Genomic DNA, 20430 nt, shown 5'->3' with positions numbered 1-20430 from the left:
TATCTTGATGACAACAAGACACAAACAAGCGAGCAGACATGGTCCTGTCAGTTGTAAGCGATGGCGCAATGCGTGGGCTGGATAGCTTGGGCAATGGTCTCACTTCTCCCTTCTTCGAACCAACCTTACGGCTGGGTGTGACCGGACTAGCGCGTGCGGGCAAAACAGTTTTTATCACCTCCCTGGTGGCCAATCTCCTCAACCGGGGCCGGATGCTGCAGCTAGAAGCCGCGCGATCTGGGCGTCTGGAAAGTGCTTTTTTGCAGCCCCAACCGGATATGACCGTTCCGCGATTTTCTTACGAGGATCACCTGGCGGCCCTCACCGGTCCGAAACCACATTGGCCTGCCAGCACACGAGCGGTGTCAGAGTTGAGGCTCAGCCTCACCCTACAGCCCAGTGGCCTCCTGTCCGGCTTTCAGGGTAAGCGCCGCCTGCACCTGGATATCATCGACTATCCAGGTGAATGGCTGCTGGATCTCGCGCTCCTGGACAAGGGCTATGAGACTTGGAGCCAGGAGGTCCTTGCACGCATGCCGCAAAGAACCTGTGCGAAAAAGTACCTTCAGGCCCTAGGTGAGACGGATCCCACTGCAGATCACGACGAGGTGCGCGCACAAAAGCTGACGGCAGAGTTCACCGCCTATCTCCATGCCAGTCGCAAAGCTGGTTTCTATGACTGCACACCCGGTCGTTTTTTGCTGCCCGGCGATTTGGAAGGGTCCCCGGTGCTTACCTTTGTGCCCTTAGAGCGGCTGGAAACCGCCCGGCGCAGAAGTCTCTGGCGGGAGATGGAAAGACGCTACGAGGCCTACAAGGCCAAGGTCGTCAAACCCTTTTTTCGCGACCACTTTGTCAAGATTGATCGCCAGGTGGTGTTGGTTGATGCTTTGTCCGCGATCCATACCGGGCCTCAGGCGGTTGAGGATTTGCGCCTGGCCATGGGAGATGTGCTTTCAGCCTTTCGGCCAGGGCGGAATGGGTTCCTCACCCAACTTTTAAGGGGAAAGCGCGTTGAAAAGATCCTCTTTGCAGCAACCAAGGCGGATCATCTGCATCACCAGCAGCATCCACAAATGACCGCCATTATCGAAGCCCTGACTGCCGAAGCGCGGGATCGCGCACAATTTGCCGGCGCTCAGACAGCGGCACTTGCCCTGGCTTCGATCAGGGCAACAACCGAAGAGATGCGCAGCCACAATGGCCAGGATCTGCCCTGCGTGCGGGGGAAACTGCTCGAAAGTGGACGGCAAAGCGCCTTCTATCCCGGCGCCCTGCCGGACGATCCCGCACGCCTGTTGGCCCCCGCACGCAAAGGAGCGGAAGCCTGGCTGGGGAGTGAGTATCAGTCGATGCAATTCGCACCTGCGGAGCTGGATCTGAAACCAGGCGATGGGCCACCGCATATTCGTTTGGACCGAGCCGCAGAGTTCCTGATCGGAGATAAGCTGTGACCCCTGCTTCTTTCTCCCAACAGTCCACCTATGATGCCGCCTTCCTTCGACCCGGACAGCCCATTGATGCCGGGCGGCTAGGGCAGATCCTGTTCCAGTACCAGCAATCGACACCTTGGTTGCCTAAACTCTACGCAGAGGTTGAGATGATAGCCTTTTGCGGCACCATGATTGACCAGGGCTGGGTCACGGTCGCTCTTTGGCATGGGCATACCGGTGGTTTCATCGCCCGAGATAGCGATGAGATCTGCAGCCTCTACCTCGCTCCTGAAGCCTGTGGGAAAGGTATCGGAACCCAACTTCTGAACGCGGCAAAAGCCGCCTCGCCACGGCTCTGGCTACGCGCCTTTGAAGCCAATGAACTGGCGCGTCGATTTTATCTGAGTAAAGGCTTTCGGGCAACCTCCAGAGCCACTGGCTGCCACAATGAAGAGGGCCTGGCAGAGGTTCGATTTGAATGGGAACACCAAAGCAGGCTGGAGAGCGCCGCATGAGTAACAAACCCGTTTTGTTCGACCTGGAAGAAACCGAGAGAGAGACCTCCCCCAGCGTGTCTGAGGCGCCCCCCGTTCCAGACACAATGGATATCGACGGCCGGCACGATTCCGCAGTTTCCACCAGGGCGACCCGGGTAACATCTTACCAGCCCTCGCGACTGGCGCGTTGGTTCTGGGCAGTTGTGCTCTCTCTTCTGGGTGCGGTCATTTCCATTGCCGCCTGGGATTTTGCCCTCGCAATGATCGCGCGCTTCCCCGTGGTCGGCTGGGCTCTCTCTGCGGGATTTGTGATCGCGCTTTTACTGCTCTTGCTATTGGTTCTGCGTGAACTCGCTGCACTGCTCCGCCTTCGAAAGCTGGATGGGCTGCGCCTGTCGGCCTCTCGGGCCACATCAGATATTGCAGCCGCGCGCGCCTTCGCATCCAGCCTGTCTGATCTCTACCGCGACCGGGAAGATCTGTCCTGGCAGCGAGCCCGCCTGAAGGAACAGCAAGACGAGGTTCTGGATGCAGATGCCCTGCTGATGCTGACCGAAGAAGAGCTGTTGAGCCCGCTGGATGCGCAGGCTCTACACGAGGTAGAGATAGGGGCCCGTCAGGTCGCTACGGTTACAGCTCTGGTTCCCCTTGCCTTGGCTGACGTCGCCGTTGCTTTGCTCACTTCGATGCGCGTGATCCGCCGAGTCGCGCAAATCTATGGCGGCCGCCCGGGGCATCTCAGCTCCTGGCGATTGCTGCGGGCCGTTTTAGCGCATCTCGCCGCAACTGGGGCCGTGGCTGCAGGCGATGATCTGCTTGATTCCGTCTTGGGCGGTTCCGTCCTGTCCAAACTGTCCCGTCGCTTTGGCGAGGGGCTGATAAATGGCGCGCTGTCCGCTCGGGTGGGCATCGCCGCCATGGAAATCTGCCGCCCAATGCCCTTTTCGCCCAAGAGCAAACCCTCCACCAGAAAGGTCATCAAGGGGGCGCTGGCTGGCCTATTCCAGCGCGAAAAGGGAACCTCAGAATAAGGTTCCCCTTTCTCTTTTCTCTCAAACCAACTGCAGCCTTCAGATGGCCAGCACGCGTCGGCAAGTTCACTGCGCGGTAACTTCTAGGGCTTTGAGAAATGACCTTCGGCTTTCAACCGATCAAGCGATGGTACCACTTTGACTTCGTAGTACTCTTCAAGCCCCAAAGCCCCGCCTTCGCGCCCGATGCCAGATTGTTTATAGCCCCCTGTGGGAGAGCCATATCCCCGCCCCTGCCCATTGATAACAACAGCACCAGCCCGCAAGGCCCCAGCGACCCGTGAGGCGCGCGCGGCACTGCCAGTCTGGACATAGGCGCAAAGCCCATAGTCGGTGTCATTGGCAATCGAGATGGCTTCTTCTTCTGTTTCGAATGGAATGATGACCAGCACCGGGCCAAAGATCTCCTCACGCGCGATGCGCATTTGGTTTGTCACATCCGCAAAGACGGTAGGCTTGGCAAACCATCCCTGCTCCAGGCCTTCTGGTTTTCCCAACCCTCCCGCAATCAAACGCGCGCCCTCTTCAAGTCCGACAGAGATCATCTGTTGCACACGGTCATATTGGATCTGATCAAAGAGAGGCCCGATGTGTGCGCCTTCCTGCGCCGGATCACCGATTTCTTGCCCTTCGGCAATCTCTGTGGCCATGGCAACCACACGATCATAGCAGCTGCGCTCAACCAGCAACCGGGTGGGCGCGGTGCAGGTCTGGCCAGTGTTATGAAAACACCCGTGAACCGAAGCCCGAACACGGGTTTCAAGATCACAATCAGCGAAAAGGAGATTTGGTGATTTCCCACCCAACTCCAATGCCACACGCTTTACCGTTTCAGCGCTATCTTTGGACACCAATGTTCCCGCGCGGGTGGAGCCGGTAAAGGACATAAAGGCGATATCAGGATGCCGCGAAAGCGCCGCGCCCACTTCTGGCCCATCTCCGTATACCAGATTGAACACCCCAGCCGGATAGCCCGCCTCATGCACCATCTCAGCAAAGAGAGCGGCAGAGAGCGGCGTATGTTCTGAGGGTTTCAGAACACAGGTACATCCCGCTGCAAGAGCAGGCAGAACTTTGAGTGCGATCTGATTGAGCGGCCAATTCCATGGCGTGATCAGACCACAAACACCAATTGGCTCCCGCCGGATTTCATCCCCATTGCCCAGCGCTTCGCAGGCCTCGAACTCTTCCAGCACTTTGAGGAAATCATCCGCATAGCCAGAACCGCAGGCCGCCTGTTCATTGCGCGCCATGGTGATGGGGGCGCCCATCTCCTGACTGATGGCCCGGGCCATCTCCTCATTGCGTGCCTCCAGAATGTTGCGCAGTTTTCTGAGCAGCTCCAAACGCTCTTCTTTTGAAGTCAGCGAAAAACTCGCAAAAGCGCGGGACGCGGCTGCGACGGCGCGATCCACATCCGCTGCCGCCCCCAGTGTAACGGTCCCAATAACTGAGTCAGAAGCTGGGTTCTTGATCGGAAACTTGCTTTCGACCAGGGGCGTCACCCAAGTCCCGTCAATGTAGAATTTGTCTAGCAGGATCATTAGATGCTCCACTTAGTTATCACTGCACCACCGGCTCATGCGCCAGTTCTAGATGGAGTTTGCTGCCGGTATAGGGGCTGGCGGCAATGGCCTCGTCGTTCAGCTCAACCCCAAGACCGGGCTCTGCGGACGGGATGACATAGCCTTCCTCCCAGGTGATGCTGGATTTCAAACAGGACATGTAAGGTCCTTCGAAACGACCAATACTCTCGAGGATCAAAAAATTGGGCGAACAGGTGGAGATCTGGATATTCGCCGCTGCAACGACAGGCCCACAATAGAGGTGAGGTGCAATCTGCGCCTGTCGGGTTTCGGCCATGCTCGCGATTTTCTTGGCCTCCAACAGCCCGCCAACCCGTCCCAAATCCATCTGCAGGATCGAAGCTGCACCGGTCTCCAGAATCCGTGCGAATTCATGTTTCGTGCACAGGCGTTCACCAGTGGAAATCGGAATGGAGGTGAAACGAGCGACCTCAGCCATGTCTGCTGGGTTTTCAGGAGTTGTGGGTTCTTCGAACCACAAAGGTTCATAGGGTTCTAACCGCCGCGCCATCCGTTTTGCGCCAGAGACCGTGAATTGCCCATGGGTCCCAAACAGGAGGTCCGCGCGGGTACCAACCGCTTCGCGAATACGTTTTACAAACAACTCGCTCCGCTCCAAATCCTCCAATCGTGGCTGATGCCCATCGTAAATTGTATAGGGACCAGCCGGATCGAATTTGATCGCCGTAAAGCCTTCTTCGACACGCTTCAAAGCGACTTCAGCCGCCAGGTCAGGGTCATTATAGACATTTGGCGCATCAGGGTCCGGGTAGACATCCCCGCTGTCGGGATAGAGATAGGTATAGTTTCGCAGCCGTTCATGCACCCTACCCCCAAGCAACTCATAGATCGGCTTACCAGCTGCTTTGCCTACAATGTCCCAACAGGCCATCTCCAATCCGCTGAGAACGCCCATAACGGTCACATCAGGGCGCAGGGTATAGCCCGCGCCATAGGATTGCCGCCAGAGTTTCTCTATGTGATGAGGGTCCATGCCCTCGAACTGACGCGCAAACATTTCTTCTGCCATGGCACAACAGAGGTCAGGACCGAAGGTAGCGTTATAGATCTCGCCCACACCTGTAATACCACAGGCTGTCGTGAGCCGCACAAACATAAAGTAGCGCCCCCCGTGTCGCGGTGGCGGGTTCCCAAACACAAAGGTTTCGATTTTTTCGAGCTTCATCAGAATCTCCCTATCATTCTGCTGCTTGCGGCGCATTGCGCGTGTCTTCCAGGACCATTTCAGCGCCGCGCGCGGCCAGCATCATGGTTGGTGCATTGGTGTTGCCGGATGTCACATTGGGAAACGCCGAAGCATCAATGACCCGCAACCCTGAGATACCATGCACGCGCAAACGCGCGTCCAATACGGAATCCGACGCGCCCCGCCCCATTCTGCAAGAGCAGCTGGCGTGAAAAACCGTACCCGCACGTTGGCGAAAATTCTCCAGCAAAGCTGCGTCATCCATTTCGAGGATATCAGGATCCCTGTGCGCCCGAATGACCTTCTGCAGCGCAGGCCTCTGGCTCAGTTCTTGCAAAAGATGGCTGGCGCCGATTGCGCTTCGCCTGTCCTCTTCGGTCGACAGGGAGTTGGGTTGGATCAGAGGCGCATCAAGCGGGTTGGCCGACTTCAAAGAGATCTGCCCCCGGCTGGTCGGTCTACAGGGCTGCACGCACAACAGGAACCCGTTGTCCCGGTCGATACTTGGCTTGCCATTTGGCAAGGTCGCATAGGATGCCGGATTGCAGTACACCTGCACATCCGGCAAGGCGCTCCCCTTTGATCGTGCAAAACCACTTACCTGGTTCACGGGAACACTCAGCGGCCCCTTGCGACCGAGAAGATAGCGCAGCCCGGACAAGGCCTGCCCCAGGCGATTGCCAAGCGTGGCATTCAGGGTTGGTTCATTGGCCCATAAGAAGTGAGACACTGCCAGATGGTCCTGCAAGCCTTGCCCGACCTCAGACAGATCTAAGTTCACCTCGATGCCATGTTGTTTCAGTATTTCCGCAGGGCCAATTCCCGACAACTGCAGGAGCTGAGGAGAATTGATCGCACCAGCACTGACGACAACCTCTCGTGCCGCATGGATGTCCCTCAGCTTGCCCTTCTGACTCAGCCGCACACCACTGGCCCGTTTGCCGGACAACAACAGCTTTTCGACCAAAGCGTTTCGCAGAACCGTGAGGTTTTTCCGCTTCAGTGCCGGACGCAGGAAAGCATCCGCAGCGGACCAGCGCACTCCCCTTCGAAGGGTGCTACGCACATAGGAAAGCCCTTCCCCGGCCACCGCATTGCTGTCCTTTGGGGGAAGAGCATTCATGTGTTCCGGTTGCGGCCAGCCCATCTCCTTACCAGCTGACAGAAAATGCCTGGTGAACGGGTGCATACGCGCGGTCAGGTCACTGACGACAATCTCCCCATTGCCCTGTTCCTGGCCAGTATCGGGATTGGCCTGTCTCTCTAGTGTCTCATAGCTGCGGCGGACAGCGTCCCAGCCCCAGCCAGTGGCACCTGCCGCTTCCCAGTCCGAGAAATCATGTGGCAGCCCCCTCACATAGGCCATGGCATTGATCGAACTCGAGCCGCCAATGACGCGGCCACGGGGCCAATAGGCTTCACGCCCAGCCAAACCAGGGTCGGGCGCAGCGCTATAGCGCCAATTCACCGAAGGATCAGAAAAGGTGAAGCCATAGCCAACGGGTATCTTGACCCAGGCTCTTGCATCGCTTCCCCCCGCTTCAATCAGCAAGACCTGATAGCGACCATCTTTACTCAACCGTTCTGCCAAGACACAGCCGGCCGAGCCTGCGCCGATGATGATGAAATCATATTTGGGTGTCATGCCAAGGTTCCGAAACTGTTTCCGCGACCTTGCGAGGAACAGGAGCCTTCACGCAAACAATGCGTTTTTACCCTATGGCCTAAAAAAAGTTACACCATCTGAAATGGGAAAGAGGTGTACCACGCAGCTCTGACCCGCAGCGTCTCAGAACTGTGCAAAGGCAAGCAAAGGTCTTAGCGAGCCATGGCCAGTGAAAGGTCGATCTCAGCTCTTGATCCGAGGCAATGGCCGCGCCTTCCAATAGGCGCCTGTTCCTCCCCGCGCCGCTTGATAGTCTCCGGTACGTCGGCGCGCATCCTCCCCGCATTGCAGGATCAAATGGCCCAGCAAGACCCCCAGCACGGTCTTCGCGCCGGTGAAACAGCCGAAGTGGTGTTGCGACTGGACTGCGACCGGAAAATTCACATCCGGTGTGATCCCCGGCGCGATTACTTCGCTGTCACAGATAACAATAAGCTTCACCCCCTTTTGCTGAGCGAAGCGTAAAGAGATGATCGTCTCGGCAGAATAGGGCGCCAGAGTGACCGCCAACAGACAAGCACCTGGCTCTGCTTGAACCAACTCATCAACAGCGGAGCCCAAGTGCCGCGGAATAAGCTGCAAACCCGGCAAAGCCATCTGCCCTGCATAATGAAAAGAGGAAGACAGAGCATAGCTTGCGCGGGCTGCGGTAACATAAGTGGCCTTCGCCCCCTTAAGCAACGCCAGGGCATCCTCCACCCGCTGTTCCGTCACAAGAGCGTCCCGGAAGGATGCGCTAAAGGCATCGAAATTCTCAAAACCCAGCTTCTGTGCCAATCTCACAAGAGAGTTTGGACTGACCCCAATTTTTCTCGAGGTTGTTCTGATCGGATCCATGCCAAAATCGCCGGGATGGTCGATAATGTACTTCGCCACAGCCTTCAGTCGTGGCGACAACCATCTATCTCGACCTTCAACCGGGTAAGGAGGTCATTGTTGTGTTTTTTCCATGCCTTATAAGAACATTTGCATCAAACTGCTCAAGGTGCATCGTTAAATGCTTTTCTCAAAACGATCAGTTTGCTCTCACGCCTCACTCTATTCAAACGGAGCGGCCAAAGAAAAACCTCTTCCTTACAAACAAATGGGTTGCATCTTCCTCGTGCCCACTTTAGATGCCCGCCCAGTGGACCGATAGCTCAGCTGGATAGAGTACTTGACTACGAATCAAGGGGTCGGGGGTTCGAATCCTCCTCGGTCCGCCATTCCACTTTTGTTGAATGTCATACGAACCTGACCCAAGTGTCATAGTGTGACCCTGAGCAGCCTCATCTGACTGGTCCAAGTTGATTGTTAGTGGATGATTGGCCTGCTTTTCATCGGGATGATTGCCTCTGGCGCTGGCGGGCGATAGCCCAATGCACTGTGTGGCCGTTTGGTGTTGTAGTGTTTCCTCCATTCTTCGATCAGGATCTGGGCTTCACGCAGGGTATAGAAAATCTCCCCGTTGAGCAGCTCGTCCCGGAACCGGCCATTGAAGCTTTCGCAGTATCCGTTCTCCCATGCACTGCCCGGCAGGGCATCGCATGGCGATGTCCCGAGAGGGGTGAGCCAGGCTCGATATAGGTGGTCTTGGCACCCACGGCCGCAATCCAGTTCCGGGCAGCTTGAGCCACAAACTCAGGACCGTTGTCTGACCGGATGAAGGCTGGCGCCCCACGCAGGATGAACAGATCCGTCAGGGCATCAATCACGTCTACAGAGTTCAGCTTTCGCTTCACCTTGATCGCCAGGCATTCCCGGCTGTGCTCATCAATGATGTTCAGCGTCCGGAACGCCTTCCCGTCATCTGTCCGGCAATGAACGAAGTCATAGGACCAGACATGGTTCTGATATTCCGGCCGCAGCCGCACGCATGATCCGTCATTCAGCCAGAGCCGCCCCTTCTTCGGTTGCTTAGCTGGAACCTTCTGCCCTTCACGCCGCCAGATACGCTCGACCCGCTTGTGGTTCACACATTGCCCGGCAGGCAATTGCGAAGCGATCTGCCGAGAGGGGGCCAGCCTGCGTTGGTCAGCAGGCCAGTGACCATGCGGTAGCCATAGCGCCCCTATTGGTCGGCCAGTTCGATGATGTCGTCGGTCAGACGCTCTTCATCGGCCCGGCCTTGGGGCACCTTGCGCTGCGTCGTTCGATGCTGACCCAGAGTGCGGCAGGCCCTGCGCTCAGACACTTTGAACTGGCTGCGGACATGGTCGATGCAAGCACGAAGACGAGCGGGGCTCAGGGGCTCCGCCCGTTCGGGCCTGAATTGATCCACAGGATCAATTCCTAGACGGCCATCACTCCCTTCGCAGCTTCCCTAAAGATCAGCTTGTCGAGCGTCAGGTCAGACACAGCTCGCCTCAACCGGTCGTTCTCCTTCTGAAGACGCTTCAGTTCCTTCAGTTGATCTACGCCCATTCCGCCGTATTGCTTGCGCCAGCGATAATAGGTCTGTTCGACAACGCCGATCTGTCTGATCGCGTCCAGACGGCGCATGCCTTGCCCCATCAGAACTTCAACCTGCCGCAACTTCGAGACAATCTCTTCGGGCTTCGGTCGCTTGTTCGCCATTCTTGGCCCTCCGGTTCCTTAAAATAGGGGTGGACCAGTTCAGTTGGGGAGGCTCATCACCACGACTGCACGAATGGCTGCTTTTTGTTCAACCTTTAGTCAGTCGATCCAAACAGAAACCACCAATGGCATCGCTAAATTGTCGCAAAGCGATAGGCACACCAACGCAAAAAGAATCAGAATTTTGCGGTATTTTAAGGAGATTTAGAGAAGGCTCACAGAGCCTCAGAAACCCCAAATAGAATGCTAGCGGTTATACTGAGCGGACATGGCGACCTTGAAAAGTTGGAAGGTGAAGAACCGCTATCCAACGGAACCAACGTCACAAAATGTATGGAGCGCTTTCTTTGCGGCCCTTCATGAGACGGGCAAAATGGGAAAACAAGGCCGCGGACAAGGGCCTTTCAGTAGCCCTGTATTCCGGGTGCCATTGAACCCCAATAATTGGCTCGCCCGAACTGTGTTCAAAGGCTTCGACGATCCCATCATCGGATAGGGCTACGGGCGTCAAGTCTTTGGCCAGTTCCTCAACAGCCTGTATATGTACAGAATTCACAAACACACGTGGCTTGCCAATGGCGGCACCCAGTTGGGTTTCGGGGTTCACACTCACCGGGTGTGCTTCCCGATAGACAAGGTCCGGGTCCGTGACTTTGGGCAACCGTGGATGGTCCGGGTAGTCAGCGCTTCCGGCAAACCCTGTGCGGATAGTGCCCCCAAAGGCGACATTTATCTCTTGCATGCCACGGCAAATGCCAAGTAGGGGCAGTTTCCTCTTGCAGGCCGCGTTGACCATATAGAGCGCCGATGCATCCCGTTGCGGATCAAAAGGGCCGTGGCTCTGACGGTCGCCGGTAGCGCCATAAACGTCAGGTTCGATATTTGATTGATCGCCGGTCAGAATGACCCCATCAACCAGGTCAAGGAAGGCCTCCAGTTGCGCCGAACTGGAGAGGGTCGGAACGATAATCGGTAGAGCGCTGCAACCTTCGAGCGCGGCCGTCAGGTATTTGTCGTCCAGGGTTTGCCGTGTCAGGCCAATGCCCGAGTCAAACCCCGAGTTGGCCATCACGGCCACTCTTAACGTACAGTCACAATAGGCAGTCATCTTGACAGTATTTCTTTCTGTTCTTGCGGTTAGCGGATCAGGGATTTGGAGAAATGCAGTTCAATCCGCTTTTGGACGAGCTCCAGGACAATCGACATCAGCCAGTAGACGATCGAGGCTGTGATCAGCATTTCGAGGATTTTGAAATCAGACCGGCCAACGGTGCGGGCCAGGAACATCAGGTCCCAAACCCCGACAACACTTACAAGGGAGCTGTCCTTTAGCATGGCGATGAACTGATTACCGGTCGGGGGGATGATAACGCGCATTGCCTGCGGCAGGATCACCTTGCGGAAGGTCACCATGCGGTGCAGACCCAAAGCATCGGCGGCCTCCCACTGGCCCGCGGGGAGCGATTGAATTCCGGAGCGGAAGATCTCTGTCATATAGGCACCATAGACCAGCGAAAGCGCGGCAATCGCCGCAGGCACTGGATCCACGACAAAGCCAATCTGCGGCAGTCCCAGGTAGATCAGGAACAGCTGCACCAAGAGCGGCGTACCGCGAAAATACGAAGTATAGAACGACCCGATACCTTCAAGAATGCCAATGCCGGAGAGTTTTGCAGTTGCCCCGGCAAGGGCAAAGACAAAGGCCAGCGTGATCGAAATCGCTGAGACATAGAGCGTAGTGACCGCCCCCTGCGACAAGAGATAGGGCAGTTTCTTGCCAATGAAACCAAAACTCAGATCAAAGGAATAGAATAGCCCAAGAGCAATAGCGGCCAGCACAGCCCAGGTCAGATAGGCCTGCAGGCGGCGCCGAAGGCCAAGGAGGGCGTAGACCACGCCCCCCCCGATGAGAAAGGCCACCAATGCCACTGAAAACCGCCCCCAGGTTCCGGCCAGGGTCTCAGGCCGCATGGCGGGCAATAGCAGATCGCCCAAGGCCCCCTGATTGGCAGACAGCAGGAAAGTGGCCGCAAAAACGGATAGCGCAAGACCTGCTGCCAGCTTCAGCCGCTCCGGCCCATGCTGGAAGCGGCTTTTGAACAATGTGACCATTGGCTTGCCTTAGTTGGTGCTGACGAGGTCAGTGCCGTGCCATTTGACCGACAGTTTGGCCAATGTACCGTCGCTCTTCATCTCTTCGATGATATTGTGCAGGCGGGCATTCAGCTCTGCATCCCCCTTGTCGGTGGCCAGCGCGAGTGGTTCAAAGAAGACTGGCTCTCCCAACTGTTTGATCGGAAGGCCAACAGCAACCGCTTCGCCGATAACCGGTACCGATTGCAACACCGCATGGAGCCGCGCGCCATCGCCAAGGGCAAGGTCATCAAACTCGTTCACATCGCTATAGGCCCGGATCTCACCGGGAGTGACATCATAGGTAAAGGCAGGCATTCCTACAACGTCGAGCTTCAGATCGTGCTCCAGATATCGGTTGTATGTTGAGGCGGAAACTACGCCCACGATTTTTCCATCCAGATCGCCCGGTTTTTCGGCGGACGATGTCTTGTGCACGGCAAAAGCAGCGGGGCTGAAGTAATAGATCGCCGGAAAGTCCAGAACCTCGGCGCGGGCCTTTGTCGGCGTCATCGAGCCAACTACCATGTCCCAGCGACCAGCCCATCGCCCTGCGGTCATGACCTCCCATCCAGGAGTTACGAATTTAACGTCGACCCCCAAGCGTGCGGCAACTTCCTTGGAAACCGCAATATCAAACCCGTCGAGTTCATTATTGTCATTCATGAAGGAATTGGGGCGGTAGTCCGAATTGGTGCCGACGGTCAACACGCCGTCGCTTAGAATGCGATCAAGCGTTTCTCCGGCCTGAGCGGCCAACCCGCTGAAGCTCACTGAAAGCGCCGCAGCCAAGCCTTTGATCGCCGTTCTCCTTGAAATTGTCATGTCCATCCTCCCATTTTGACTGGAACCAAAACCTGGCTGATTATTCGCCTTGCGGGTGGCTTCTGACAAATCAGTAAAGTTGAAAATCCTATAGAGAACATCTATGAATCGAGCATGAGTGCCCCACGTAGATTCATCCCAACGCTGCAAGAAGCACGATCGCTAGATGCGGTTGCACGGCTTAATTCGATCTCCGCTGCGGCGCGAGAACTCAATTTGGCGCAACCTACAGTATCTTATCATATCAGTAAGTTAGAGGATAGGTGGAGTGCAAAGCTGTTTCGTGCGAAGGGGAGAAACCTGGAACCGACAGAGTTTCTGCGTGCAATTATTCCAGACATTCGCGCAGTAACATATCAGCTGGAACATATTGGTCATTTGGTGGGGAGCCAGTATCATCAAAAGGTTCTTTCGATAGGAATAGCCCCCTCTCTTGCCTCCATCGTTCTACAGCCCAGGCTTGATGGTTTTCTCCGGCGGTCCCCTGAAATCAATGTCAGGATCTGCGCTGCAAACCGTTTTGTGAACCTGGAGGAAGAGCGGATTGATGTCGCATTGCGTCTGCTTCCACGCTCTCATTCGCAGGAGGCAGATGTAAATGGCAATGCCCTGGTTCCCGTGCCCCAAGAACACATGAGGGTGGTATGCTCCCCTGACTACCTGGCCTCCCTGACGGGCCTGTTGCAGCCGGACGACGGCCCAGATGTCAGGCTGCTTTTACAGGCGCAACTTATCCACGAAGATGAAACCGTTCATTGGGCCAAATACTTTTCTACCTTTCTTGCCGGGCACCCATTCGAAGCGCGACCGCGCCTGACCTTCAACAATGCAGATATGATCCTTCAGGCAGCGATCTCGGGGCAAGGTTTTGCCCTGCTGCGTGACGTCTATGTAATGGACGCACTTGGAAAGGGTTTTTTGGTTGAACCCTATGAATCTCGTTTGCCCTGCGAGCGCGTCTTTCAGTTCCTTGCTCCTGAAGCCATCGGTTTCACTCAACCCGCCTCCAGCTTCGTCACCTGGTTTGGGGCTGAACTAAAATCCCTGCTAAACCAAGCTTGAAACCGATGTCTGCATACCTGGGACGGCACGTCAAATGGCCGGTCTAGAGGGCTGCAAATGGAAGGTTAGCAAAGCCCGTTTTCTGCGCTTCGCTGCCCCCGGTGAGCCCGCAGCAATGAGGAGTGTTCACTAGGGCCAACGAAGGGCCGCTTTCGGGAAGATCCGCTGAAAGTTGTACGGTTGCGGTATACTGGAAGCAGTGCGTCCATCCAATGACTGCATTGAGCTGCTAGCGCCATTCTGCAGCCGAGACCTGGAGCGGCTTTGCTGCAACCGTGCTACCGCATCGCCGCATGGCGGCGGCGAGCCCATATTGACCGATGCTGCGGAATCAACCAAAGTCCGCTTTTCAATCGACGGACGTTTTCGCAGGTGGTCTCCAATGAGCTGGTTTTGGGAAAAAAACGGTGATGACCGAGAGTACTCTATCTATTCGACCGCTTATGATGTTGAGATTACCGGCGAAGAATTGAGCCAAGAGCTTTCTTCCGTCGACAGAAAGTCGCTGGAGGAGCAAGTCAAAGCCTTCGAAAGAGCAACTGCGGTGCATCGAACAAAGACCAGCTTGAATTCATTGAGCCACATCGACGCTATCCTCTCGCACAACGCCAATCTTGGTGAAACGACCGCCGTTTCGCTCGTCGTAGACCATTCCGGATCGCTTAAGGGCCAAAGGGCGATAGTTGCCTGTCTAGTGGTCCAAATGGTCAGCGATTTCTTGAGCAGACTGGACGTACGATTTGAAATTCTCGGTTTCACAACAGCAGCATGGAAGGGCGGAAAATCTCGCCAGCTTTGGATTGATAGAGGGCGTCCCAGAAATCCCGGGCGCTTGAATGATGTTCTGCACATTCGCTATCGCGATGCATCAAATACAAATCCTAGCGCGCCTTGGTCAGTCCACAACATGCTCCGAAGTGACATTCTGAAAGAAAACATAGACGGTGAAGCCGTGTTCTGGGCGGCCGAGCGGCTAAAGAACTTAGAAGCAGATCAGAATTTGGTCATCGTGATCACTGATGGGGCACCCGTTGACGACAGCACTCTAAGCGAAAACCACCCGGATTTTTTGTGGCGTCATTTAGCGGCAGTCATTGCTGATATAAAGACGACGCCGGGATTTCGCATTGCCGCCATTGGCATCGACCATGATGTTAGCCGCCTTTATCAATCGGCGTTGCGGGTTGATCGGCTCGATCAAGTCTCAGCCGAACTCCCAAATTATCTTAGTGGGCTTTTTCAGTAAGCCGTCATTGGCGCGACCCTCGCCAAGGTGAGCTTTGTCCGAGTCTGTACCGTTCGGCCCTGATTTGAGGCTGCACTCGCGGCGAAAGTCTGCTCTTCCTGGTTCCTTCGCGGCATAGGTCCTCCATCATGCCGCCAGATCCCGCGACTTTGCAAATAGTGCTTTCTGCGCTTCGCAGCCCTTCGTGCCAGGCGCAGCATCCGGTGCTTTGGGCTCGTTCCTGACTTTGTTCGCGATGGAACCTGAGAGTGTTACCTTGGATTGTCAACGTCCGGTTGGCGCTGTGGTGGGTCGTGGCAGATGGGAGAAACCATCATGACCATTGCCAACTTACCTGCCATTCGTGCACTTCGTCCTGCTTGGAATAAGGGGCGCATGGTTGGACAAAAGCGACCGTTGAAGCCCAAACATGTCTGGGCAATCAGGGTTCAGCTCGAGCTGGCAGATAACCAACGAGATCTTGCTCTCTACAACCTGGCAATCGACAGCAAGCAGCGCGGCTGCGATCTGGTCAAAATGAAGATCATCGACGTTATGGCATCAGGCCAAATCAAGGAACGCGCATGGGTTTTTAAAAGCAAAACGCAGAAACCTTTACGCTTCGAAATCTAATAAGGCACGCCGACATCACTGGAAAAGTGGATACAAGACCCGCTGATGGTCGGATCTGAATACAGATGGCCCGGCCGGTTTCACGAACGTCTTCACATCTCAACCCGTCAGTATGCACGGATTGTCCGTGACTGGGTGACGTCGATTGGTCCGGAGGCGAGCGCATACGGCACCCATTCCATGCGGCGCACCAAGGTGACCCAGATCTACAAGAAGACGGGCAATCTGCGCGCAGTTCAGCTCCTGTTGGGCCACACCAAGATAGACAGCACTGTTAGATATCTCGATGTTGAGTTGGAAGATGCACTTGCGATTGCAGAGGCCATTGAAATCTTAGGTTATGGGCCGTCTTCAAGGACGGCCCAAAGTCGACATAAGCGGTCGCGCTCCGTGCTGCAGCGCAGTTTCCTCAAAGCAGCCGCTCATACATTGCTCAGATTTTCAGTTGATTGGTATCCAGATCACGGACAAGTAGGACCATATTGGCAGGAGGGCGGCGGCAGGCAGGTTCACCGACAGCGAGCCTCATGACCGTACATATTGAGCCAGATTTTTAGGAGGATGCCCGGAGCTGAGCACCCCGAGCTCTGTTTCCGATGATCAGGCTTGATCAGACTTCTTAAGTTGTAAGAAGCTCATCACTGCAAGAAAAGCAAAGAAGGCGGGATCCGACCAGCCAAAGCCGGTGAAGACACCAATCATGGCGGCATATAGCGTTACGATAAACCCAAGCGCGTTGGTTGCCATCAGCCCAGTCAGCAGCTTCCGGATGGTTGTCCCATCGGTCACTTCCCGAAGCAGGAATCCCAGAATGGCAATCCCTCCAAGAAAAATACTGTTGTGCTGTGACAGAAACCAGGCATAGCGGTCATTCAGCTCCACGCCGTAGTTTGGCCACAGAAAGCCGGGCAGAAAAAACAGCGCAAAGGCGAAGAACGCGTAGATTATGCTGTGAAGGGATAGGAAGGTTCGGTTGCTCATCTGAAAACTCCTTTCCTTTGTTTCAAGGGACTTCCCTCAAGGGAGCATGGGTGATTGCGCTGAGGTCTTCCATGATATCAAACACATAATCCGACGTTACGGTGACACCGATGGATTCCAACCGCTTCACGTGCATCGCTTTATAGACCTCCAGCGCTGCGAGATCTCGGAATAGGTAGGTTGAACCGAAATCACCGGTGTTTTCATCTAAGGTCCAGATCTTCCAGATTACGCCGGATTCCTGTGCAATGCTCTCGGCCAATTGTTTGGTTCCTTGGGCAAATTCTTCAGTCATTGGGCCGTCATAGGTCATGTGCAGGTCCCAGATTTTCATCGTGCTCATTTGCTTTATCCTTTTGACTTATCTCGCTCCGGCTAGGTGAGTTGCGAAGCGTGTCATTTCCATTGCCAAACAAGATAGTCAGGGGTAATTGTTTGGAAAATTACTTATTTTTGATCGCAGTGTAAGGAATACCGAACAATGAGACGGAATGAGTTGAGCGATGTTTCGATATTCGTGACCGTTGCCCAAGAGAACGGCTTTCGAGCGGCAGCCGATAAACTGAAACTGGGTGCGGGGTCGGTCAGTGAAGCCGTACAAAGGTTTGAAGATCGTCTTGGTGTGCGCCTGATCGAACGCTCAACCCGGACCATCGCCCTGACCAAAGCAGGAGAGCTGCTTTATCGCCGCAGTCTGCCCGCGATCAACGATCTGAAATCAGCGCTGAAGGATGTGCATGACCTGAACGAAGGTGTGTCGGGCACACTTCGGCTGACTGCGCCGACCGCCACGGGCCAATTGTTTCTGGATGCTCTGATCACAGGGTTTGCAAAAGAGCATCCGGCGGTGACGATTGAACTTATCTATGACGAAACCAAGGTCGACCTCGTGACTAGCGGAGTTGATGCCGCAATCCGTGCCGAGATCCTGCTTGATCCTGACACACATGCCATCGCAATTGGCCCCACACAGGAGATGGCGATTGTCGCATCCCCCGACTATCTGGCCAAAGGCCCATCGCTTGAGGAACCTGCGGATGTGGCGGCACATAGCGGAGTCTGTTTTGCCATTACAGGCGCCGACAATCTGGCTCCCTGGGTGTTTACAGGTGCCGACGGCCCCTATTTGGTGATGCCGCGCCCCAAGATCGTCACCAATGACGTGACCTCCATCCTTGAAAGCGCAAAGGCGGGGCTTGGGCTGGCCTACATTTTTGCAAGCTCTGCGGAATGCTCGCTGAAAGACGGCAGCTTGATTCAGGTTCTGGAAGGCCAGGCCGCTACGCTGCCAAGATTCTCGCTTAACTACCTGTCCAAGCGCAACATGCCATCCCGCGTCCGGGCGTTCGTTGACTTTGCGAAACGGCACAAATCATAAAATGCGACACCGTGTTTTGTTGCGCCATCGAACAAACTCTGCTTTTTGAATCGAATTGCAGCTTAGCAGTGCATCATCCAATGTCCTTCACGGACAGTTGGCATGACCTTGTGAGGGTCACTTGCCACCCTTGGCGCAGAACACATCGAAGATGCCAAAGTCTCCCTTTCGGTGGATGGCCGCTTTTCTCAATCTGGGCTTTTGTTATGCGGCTTCGACGAAGGTCCGTTTTTGGTATTGGATCAGAAATGCTTGACGTTTGGATCAGAATTGAATGACATGATTTGCTCATTTTTGAGGCTTTGGCTGTCGATTGAGTCAAAGGTTCGTGGCGTTCCACAACTTTTTGTCGGGCGACACACAGTTTTGCCATTAGACACAGACCCGTTCCTTCTTCGTGTCTCTGAGCAGCCTCATCTGACTGGTCCAAGTTGATTGTTAGTGGATGATTGGCCTGCTTTTCATCGGGATGATTGCCTCTGGCGCTGGCGGGCGATAGCCCAATGCACTGTGTGGCCGTTTGGTGTTGTAGTGTTTCCTCCATTCTTCGATCAGGATCTGGGCTTCACGCAGGGTATAGAAAATCTCCCCGTCGAGCAGCTCGTCCCGGAACCGGCCATTGAAGCTTTCGCAGTATCCGTTCTCCCATGCACTGCCCGGCAGGGCATCGCATGGCGATGTCCCGAGAGGGGTGAGCCAGGCTCGATATAGGTGGTCTTGGCACCCACGGCCGCAATCCAGTTCCGGGCAGCTTGAGCCACAAACTCAGGACCGTTGTCTGACCGGATGAAGGCTGGCGCCCCACGCAGGATGAACAGATCCGTCAGGGCATCAATCACGTCTACAGAGTTCAGCTTTCGCTTCACCTTGATCGCCAGGCATTCCCGGCTGTGCTCATCAATGATGTTCAGCGTCCGGAACGCCTTCCCGTCATCTGTCCGGCAATGAACGAAGTCATAGGACCAGACATGGTTCTGATATTCCGGCCGCAGCCGCACGCATGATCCGTCATTCAGCCAGAGCCGCCCCTTCTTCGGTTGCTTAGCTGGAACCTTCTGCCCTTCACGCCGCCAGATACGCTCGACCCGCTTGTGGTTCACACATTGCCCGGCAGGCAATTGCGAAGCGATCTGCCGAGAGGGGGCCAGCCTGCGTTGGTCAGCAGGCCAGTGACCATGCGGTAGCCATAGCGCCCCTATTGGTCGGCCAGTTCGATGATGTCGTCGGTCAGACGCTCTTCATCGGCCCGGCCTTGGGGCACCTTGCGCTGCGTCGTTCGATGCTGACCCAGAGTGCGGCAGGCCCGACGCTCAGACACACCCAGCTCCTGCCGCACATGGTCGATGCATTTACGACGACGCGAAGGGCTCAGGGGCTCCGCCCGTTCGGGCCTGAATTGATCCACAGGATCAGTTCCTAGAAGGCCATCACTCCCTTTGCGGCCTCCGTCAAGATCAGCTTGTCGAGCGTCAGGTCAGACACAGCTCGCCTCAACCGGTCGTTCTCCTTCTGAAGACGCTTCAGTTCCTTCAGTTGATCTACGCCCATTCCGCCGTATTGCTTGCGCCAGCGATAATAGGTCTGTTCGACAACGCCGATCTGTCTGATCGCGTCCAGACGGCGCATGCCTTGCCCCATCAGAACTTCAACCTGCCGCAACTTCGAGACAATCTCTTCGGGCTTTGGTCGCTTGTTTGCCATTCTTGGTCCTCCGGTTCCTAAACATAGCGGTGGACCAGTTCAGTTGGGGAGGCTCAAGCAAGGGACGCTTCTTTCCGCGTTCAGCCCCTAGCGGTCACAGGGACCGGGCTTAGCATTCACGATGCTGCCCCTGCGCACGGCCAGAGATGATTTTCCGAAAGCAGCCCTTCATCAGCCCTGGTGAGCACTCCCCAATGATGCGACCTGCACAGGTGTCAGCGGTGCGCAGAAAGCTTCATTTGCAAAGTCGCGGAATCTGGTGGCAGGGCCAAAACTGAGTGTCGCCCACGCACTGGAAAAGGCTACCCTTCGCCGCGAGCGCAGCCGCCAAATGTCATCGAACGGGAAAGGTGCGGGACTTTGCGACCATTCGTTTGTTTGGGATCAAGGACCGCTGGCAGCCCTCTCCGGACCTCTCAATTTTGTGCTGCGAGCGCACGCTGCGCAAAAAAGGCCGCACCTCCGCGGGAATCTTATTTTGCGACGCGGCGGAGATTGCAGCCGTTCATGCAGGTT

At 55.7% G+C, this 20430-nt stretch carries 15 protein-coding genes, 1 tRNA gene and 3 pseudogenes; 8 read left to right on the top strand and 11 right to left on the bottom strand.

Annotation, left to right across the window (positions count from 1 at the left end; genetic code table 11):
• The first annotated feature begins 38 nt into the window (after positions 1-38).
• From RSK20926_RS00980 to RSK20926_RS00970, 3 genes are read left to right on the top strand one after another with little or no spacing between them, the layout of a single operon-like run.
• A complete protein-coding gene (locus RSK20926_RS00980; RefSeq protein ID WP_008203830.1) occupies positions 39-1454 on the top strand; it encodes a YcjX family protein in 1416 nt (471 codons plus the stop codon).
• Positions 1451-1948: a GNAT family N-acetyltransferase gene (locus RSK20926_RS00975; protein ID WP_008203829.1), complete on the top strand. Its 498-nt coding sequence runs from the start codon at positions 1451-1453 to the stop codon at positions 1946-1948. The genes RSK20926_RS00980 and RSK20926_RS00975 overlap by 4 nt, the downstream gene beginning before the upstream one ends.
• A complete protein-coding gene (locus RSK20926_RS00970) occupies positions 1945-2961 on the top strand; it encodes a YcjF family protein (protein WP_008203827.1) in 1017 nt (338 codons plus the stop codon). The genes RSK20926_RS00975 and RSK20926_RS00970 overlap by 4 nt, the downstream gene beginning before the upstream one ends.
• Before the next feature lie 83 nt (positions 2962-3044).
• Here RSK20926_RS00970 and RSK20926_RS00965 read toward each other — a convergent pair whose 3' ends face one another.
• The 4 genes from RSK20926_RS00965 to RSK20926_RS00950 all read right to left on the bottom strand — a co-directional run bounded on the left by RSK20926_RS00965 (position 3045) and on the right by RSK20926_RS00950 (position 8203).
• Complete coding sequence (locus tag RSK20926_RS00965; RefSeq protein ID WP_008203826.1) at positions 3045-4505, bottom strand: aldehyde dehydrogenase family protein; 1461 nt, start codon at positions 4503-4505, stop codon at positions 3045-3047.
• 19 nt (positions 4506-4524) lie between these two features.
• Complete coding sequence (locus tag RSK20926_RS00960; protein ID WP_037253456.1) at positions 4525-5733, bottom strand: mandelate racemase/muconate lactonizing enzyme family protein; 1209 nt, start codon at positions 5731-5733, stop codon at positions 4525-4527.
• Positions 5734-5746: 13 nt separating this feature from the next.
• Positions 5747-7399 carry a GMC family oxidoreductase gene (locus tag RSK20926_RS00955; RefSeq protein ID WP_008203824.1) on the bottom strand — a complete coding sequence of 551 codons (1653 nt, stop codon included), beginning with the start codon at positions 7397-7399 and terminating at the stop codon, positions 5747-5749.
• A 204-nt stretch (positions 7400-7603) separates the two neighbouring features.
• Positions 7604-8203 carry a MurR/RpiR family transcriptional regulator gene (locus tag RSK20926_RS00950; RefSeq protein ID WP_232281827.1) on the bottom strand — a complete coding sequence of 200 codons (600 nt, stop codon included), beginning with the start codon at positions 8201-8203 and terminating at the stop codon, positions 7604-7606.
• 345 nt (positions 8204-8548) lie between these two features.
• Between RSK20926_RS00950 and RSK20926_RS00945 the strand changes: the two genes are divergently transcribed.
• Positions 8549-8625, top strand: a tRNA-Arg gene (locus RSK20926_RS00945).
• A gap of 88 nt (positions 8626-8713) precedes the next feature.
• Here the strand turns inward: RSK20926_RS00945 and RSK20926_RS22280 are convergent.
• From RSK20926_RS22280 to RSK20926_RS00920, 4 genes and pseudogenes are all read right to left on the bottom strand, one after another.
• Positions 8714-9976, bottom strand: a pseudogene (locus RSK20926_RS22280) (IS3 family transposase).
• Positions 9977-10298: 322 nt separating this feature from the next.
• Positions 10299-11084, bottom strand: coding sequence for a gamma-glutamyl-gamma-aminobutyrate hydrolase family protein (locus RSK20926_RS00930; RefSeq protein ID WP_037253225.1), 786 nt, complete (start codon positions 11082-11084; stop codon positions 10299-10301).
• Positions 11085-11113: 29 nt separating this feature from the next.
• Positions 11114-12088: an amino acid ABC transporter permease gene (locus RSK20926_RS00925; protein ID WP_008203812.1), complete on the bottom strand. Its 975-nt coding sequence runs from the start codon at positions 12086-12088 to the stop codon at positions 11114-11116.
• 9 nt (positions 12089-12097) lie between these two features.
• Complete coding sequence (locus RSK20926_RS00920) at positions 12098-12934, bottom strand: transporter substrate-binding domain-containing protein (protein ID WP_037253451.1); 837 nt, start codon at positions 12932-12934, stop codon at positions 12098-12100.
• A 114-nt stretch (positions 12935-13048) separates the two neighbouring features.
• Between RSK20926_RS00920 and RSK20926_RS00915 the strand changes: the two genes are divergently transcribed.
• The 3 genes and pseudogenes from RSK20926_RS00915 to RSK20926_RS00905 all read left to right on the top strand — a co-directional run.
• Positions 13049-13996: a LysR substrate-binding domain-containing protein gene (locus tag RSK20926_RS00915; RefSeq protein ID WP_037253222.1), complete on the top strand. Its 948-nt coding sequence runs from the start codon at positions 13049-13051 to the stop codon at positions 13994-13996.
• Between the two features lie 382 nt (positions 13997-14378).
• Positions 14379-15242 (top strand): cobaltochelatase CobT-related protein, encoded by an 864-nt coding sequence (locus tag RSK20926_RS00910; protein ID WP_008203807.1) that lies wholly within the window; start codon positions 14379-14381, stop codon positions 15240-15242.
• A gap of 315 nt (positions 15243-15557) precedes the next feature.
• Positions 15558-16187: pseudogene (locus RSK20926_RS00905) on the top strand (tyrosine-type recombinase/integrase); the annotation flags it as partial.
• 267 nt (positions 16188-16454) lie between these two features.
• Here the strand turns inward: RSK20926_RS00905 and RSK20926_RS00900 are convergent.
• Positions 16455-16835 (bottom strand): hypothetical protein, encoded by a 381-nt coding sequence (locus tag RSK20926_RS00900; RefSeq protein ID WP_008203801.1) that lies wholly within the window; start codon positions 16833-16835, stop codon positions 16455-16457.
• Positions 16836-16857: 22 nt separating this feature from the next.
• Positions 16858-17178, bottom strand: coding sequence for a monooxygenase (locus tag RSK20926_RS00895; protein WP_008203799.1), 321 nt, complete (start codon positions 17176-17178; stop codon positions 16858-16860).
• A gap of 138 nt (positions 17179-17316) precedes the next feature.
• Between RSK20926_RS00895 and RSK20926_RS00890 the strand changes: the two genes are divergently transcribed.
• Positions 17317-18213, top strand: a complete 897-nt coding sequence (locus RSK20926_RS00890) for a LysR family transcriptional regulator (protein ID WP_008203798.1) — start codon at positions 17317-17319, stop codon at positions 18211-18213.
• Between the two features lie 438 nt (positions 18214-18651).
• On the opposite strand, the pseudogene RSK20926_RS22275 reads toward RSK20926_RS00890, so the two are convergent.
• Positions 18652-19914, bottom strand: a pseudogene (locus RSK20926_RS22275) (IS3 family transposase).
• Positions 19915-20430 lie beyond the last annotated feature (516 nt).

Origin of the sequence: Roseobacter sp. SK209-2-6, from assembly GCF_000169455.1 — a bacterium.
Lineage (GTDB): Bacteria > Pseudomonadota > Alphaproteobacteria > Rhodobacterales > Rhodobacteraceae > Pseudophaeobacter.
This window is presented reverse-complemented; position numbering and strand designations above follow the sequence as displayed.

Excerpts from the sequence above, each read along its gene's own strand:
- RSK20926_RS00980 (WP_008203830.1), top strand. The coding sequence starts at position 39 with ATGGTCCTGTCAGTTGTAAGCGATGGCGCAATGCGTGGGCTGGATAGC.
- RSK20926_RS00970 (WP_008203827.1), top strand. The coding sequence starts at position 1,945 with ATGAGTAACAAACCCGTTTTGTTCGACCTGGAAGAAACCGAGAGAGAG.
- RSK20926_RS00965 (WP_008203826.1), bottom strand. The coding sequence starts at position 4,505 with ATGATCCTGCTAGACAAATTCTACATTGACGGGACTTGGGTGACGCCC.
- RSK20926_RS00960 (WP_037253456.1), bottom strand. The coding sequence starts at position 5,733 with ATGAAGCTCGAAAAAATCGAAACCTTTGTGTTTGGGAACCCGCCACCG.
- RSK20926_RS00955 (WP_008203824.1), bottom strand. The coding sequence starts at position 7,399 with ATGACACCCAAATATGATTTCATCATCATCGGCGCAGGCTCGGCCGGC.
- RSK20926_RS00930 (WP_037253225.1), bottom strand. The coding sequence starts at position 11,084 with ATGACTGCCTATTGTGACTGTACGTTAAGAGTGGCCGTGATGGCCAAC.
- RSK20926_RS00925 (WP_008203812.1), bottom strand. The coding sequence starts at position 12,088 with ATGGTCACATTGTTCAAAAGCCGCTTCCAGCATGGGCCGGAGCGGCTG.
- RSK20926_RS00920 (WP_037253451.1), bottom strand. The coding sequence starts at position 12,934 with ATGACAATTTCAAGGAGAACGGCGATCAAAGGCTTGGCTGCGGCGCTT.
- RSK20926_RS00915 (WP_037253222.1), top strand. The coding sequence starts at position 13,049 with ATGAGTGCCCCACGTAGATTCATCCCAACGCTGCAAGAAGCACGATCG.
- RSK20926_RS00910 (WP_008203807.1), top strand. The coding sequence starts at position 14,379 with ATGAGCTGGTTTTGGGAAAAAAACGGTGATGACCGAGAGTACTCTATC.
- RSK20926_RS00900 (WP_008203801.1), bottom strand. The coding sequence starts at position 16,835 with ATGAGCAACCGAACCTTCCTATCCCTTCACAGCATAATCTACGCGTTC.
- RSK20926_RS00895 (WP_008203799.1), bottom strand. The coding sequence starts at position 17,178 with ATGAGCACGATGAAAATCTGGGACCTGCACATGACCTATGACGGCCCA.
- RSK20926_RS00890 (WP_008203798.1), top strand. The coding sequence starts at position 17,317 with ATGAGACGGAATGAGTTGAGCGATGTTTCGATATTCGTGACCGTTGCC.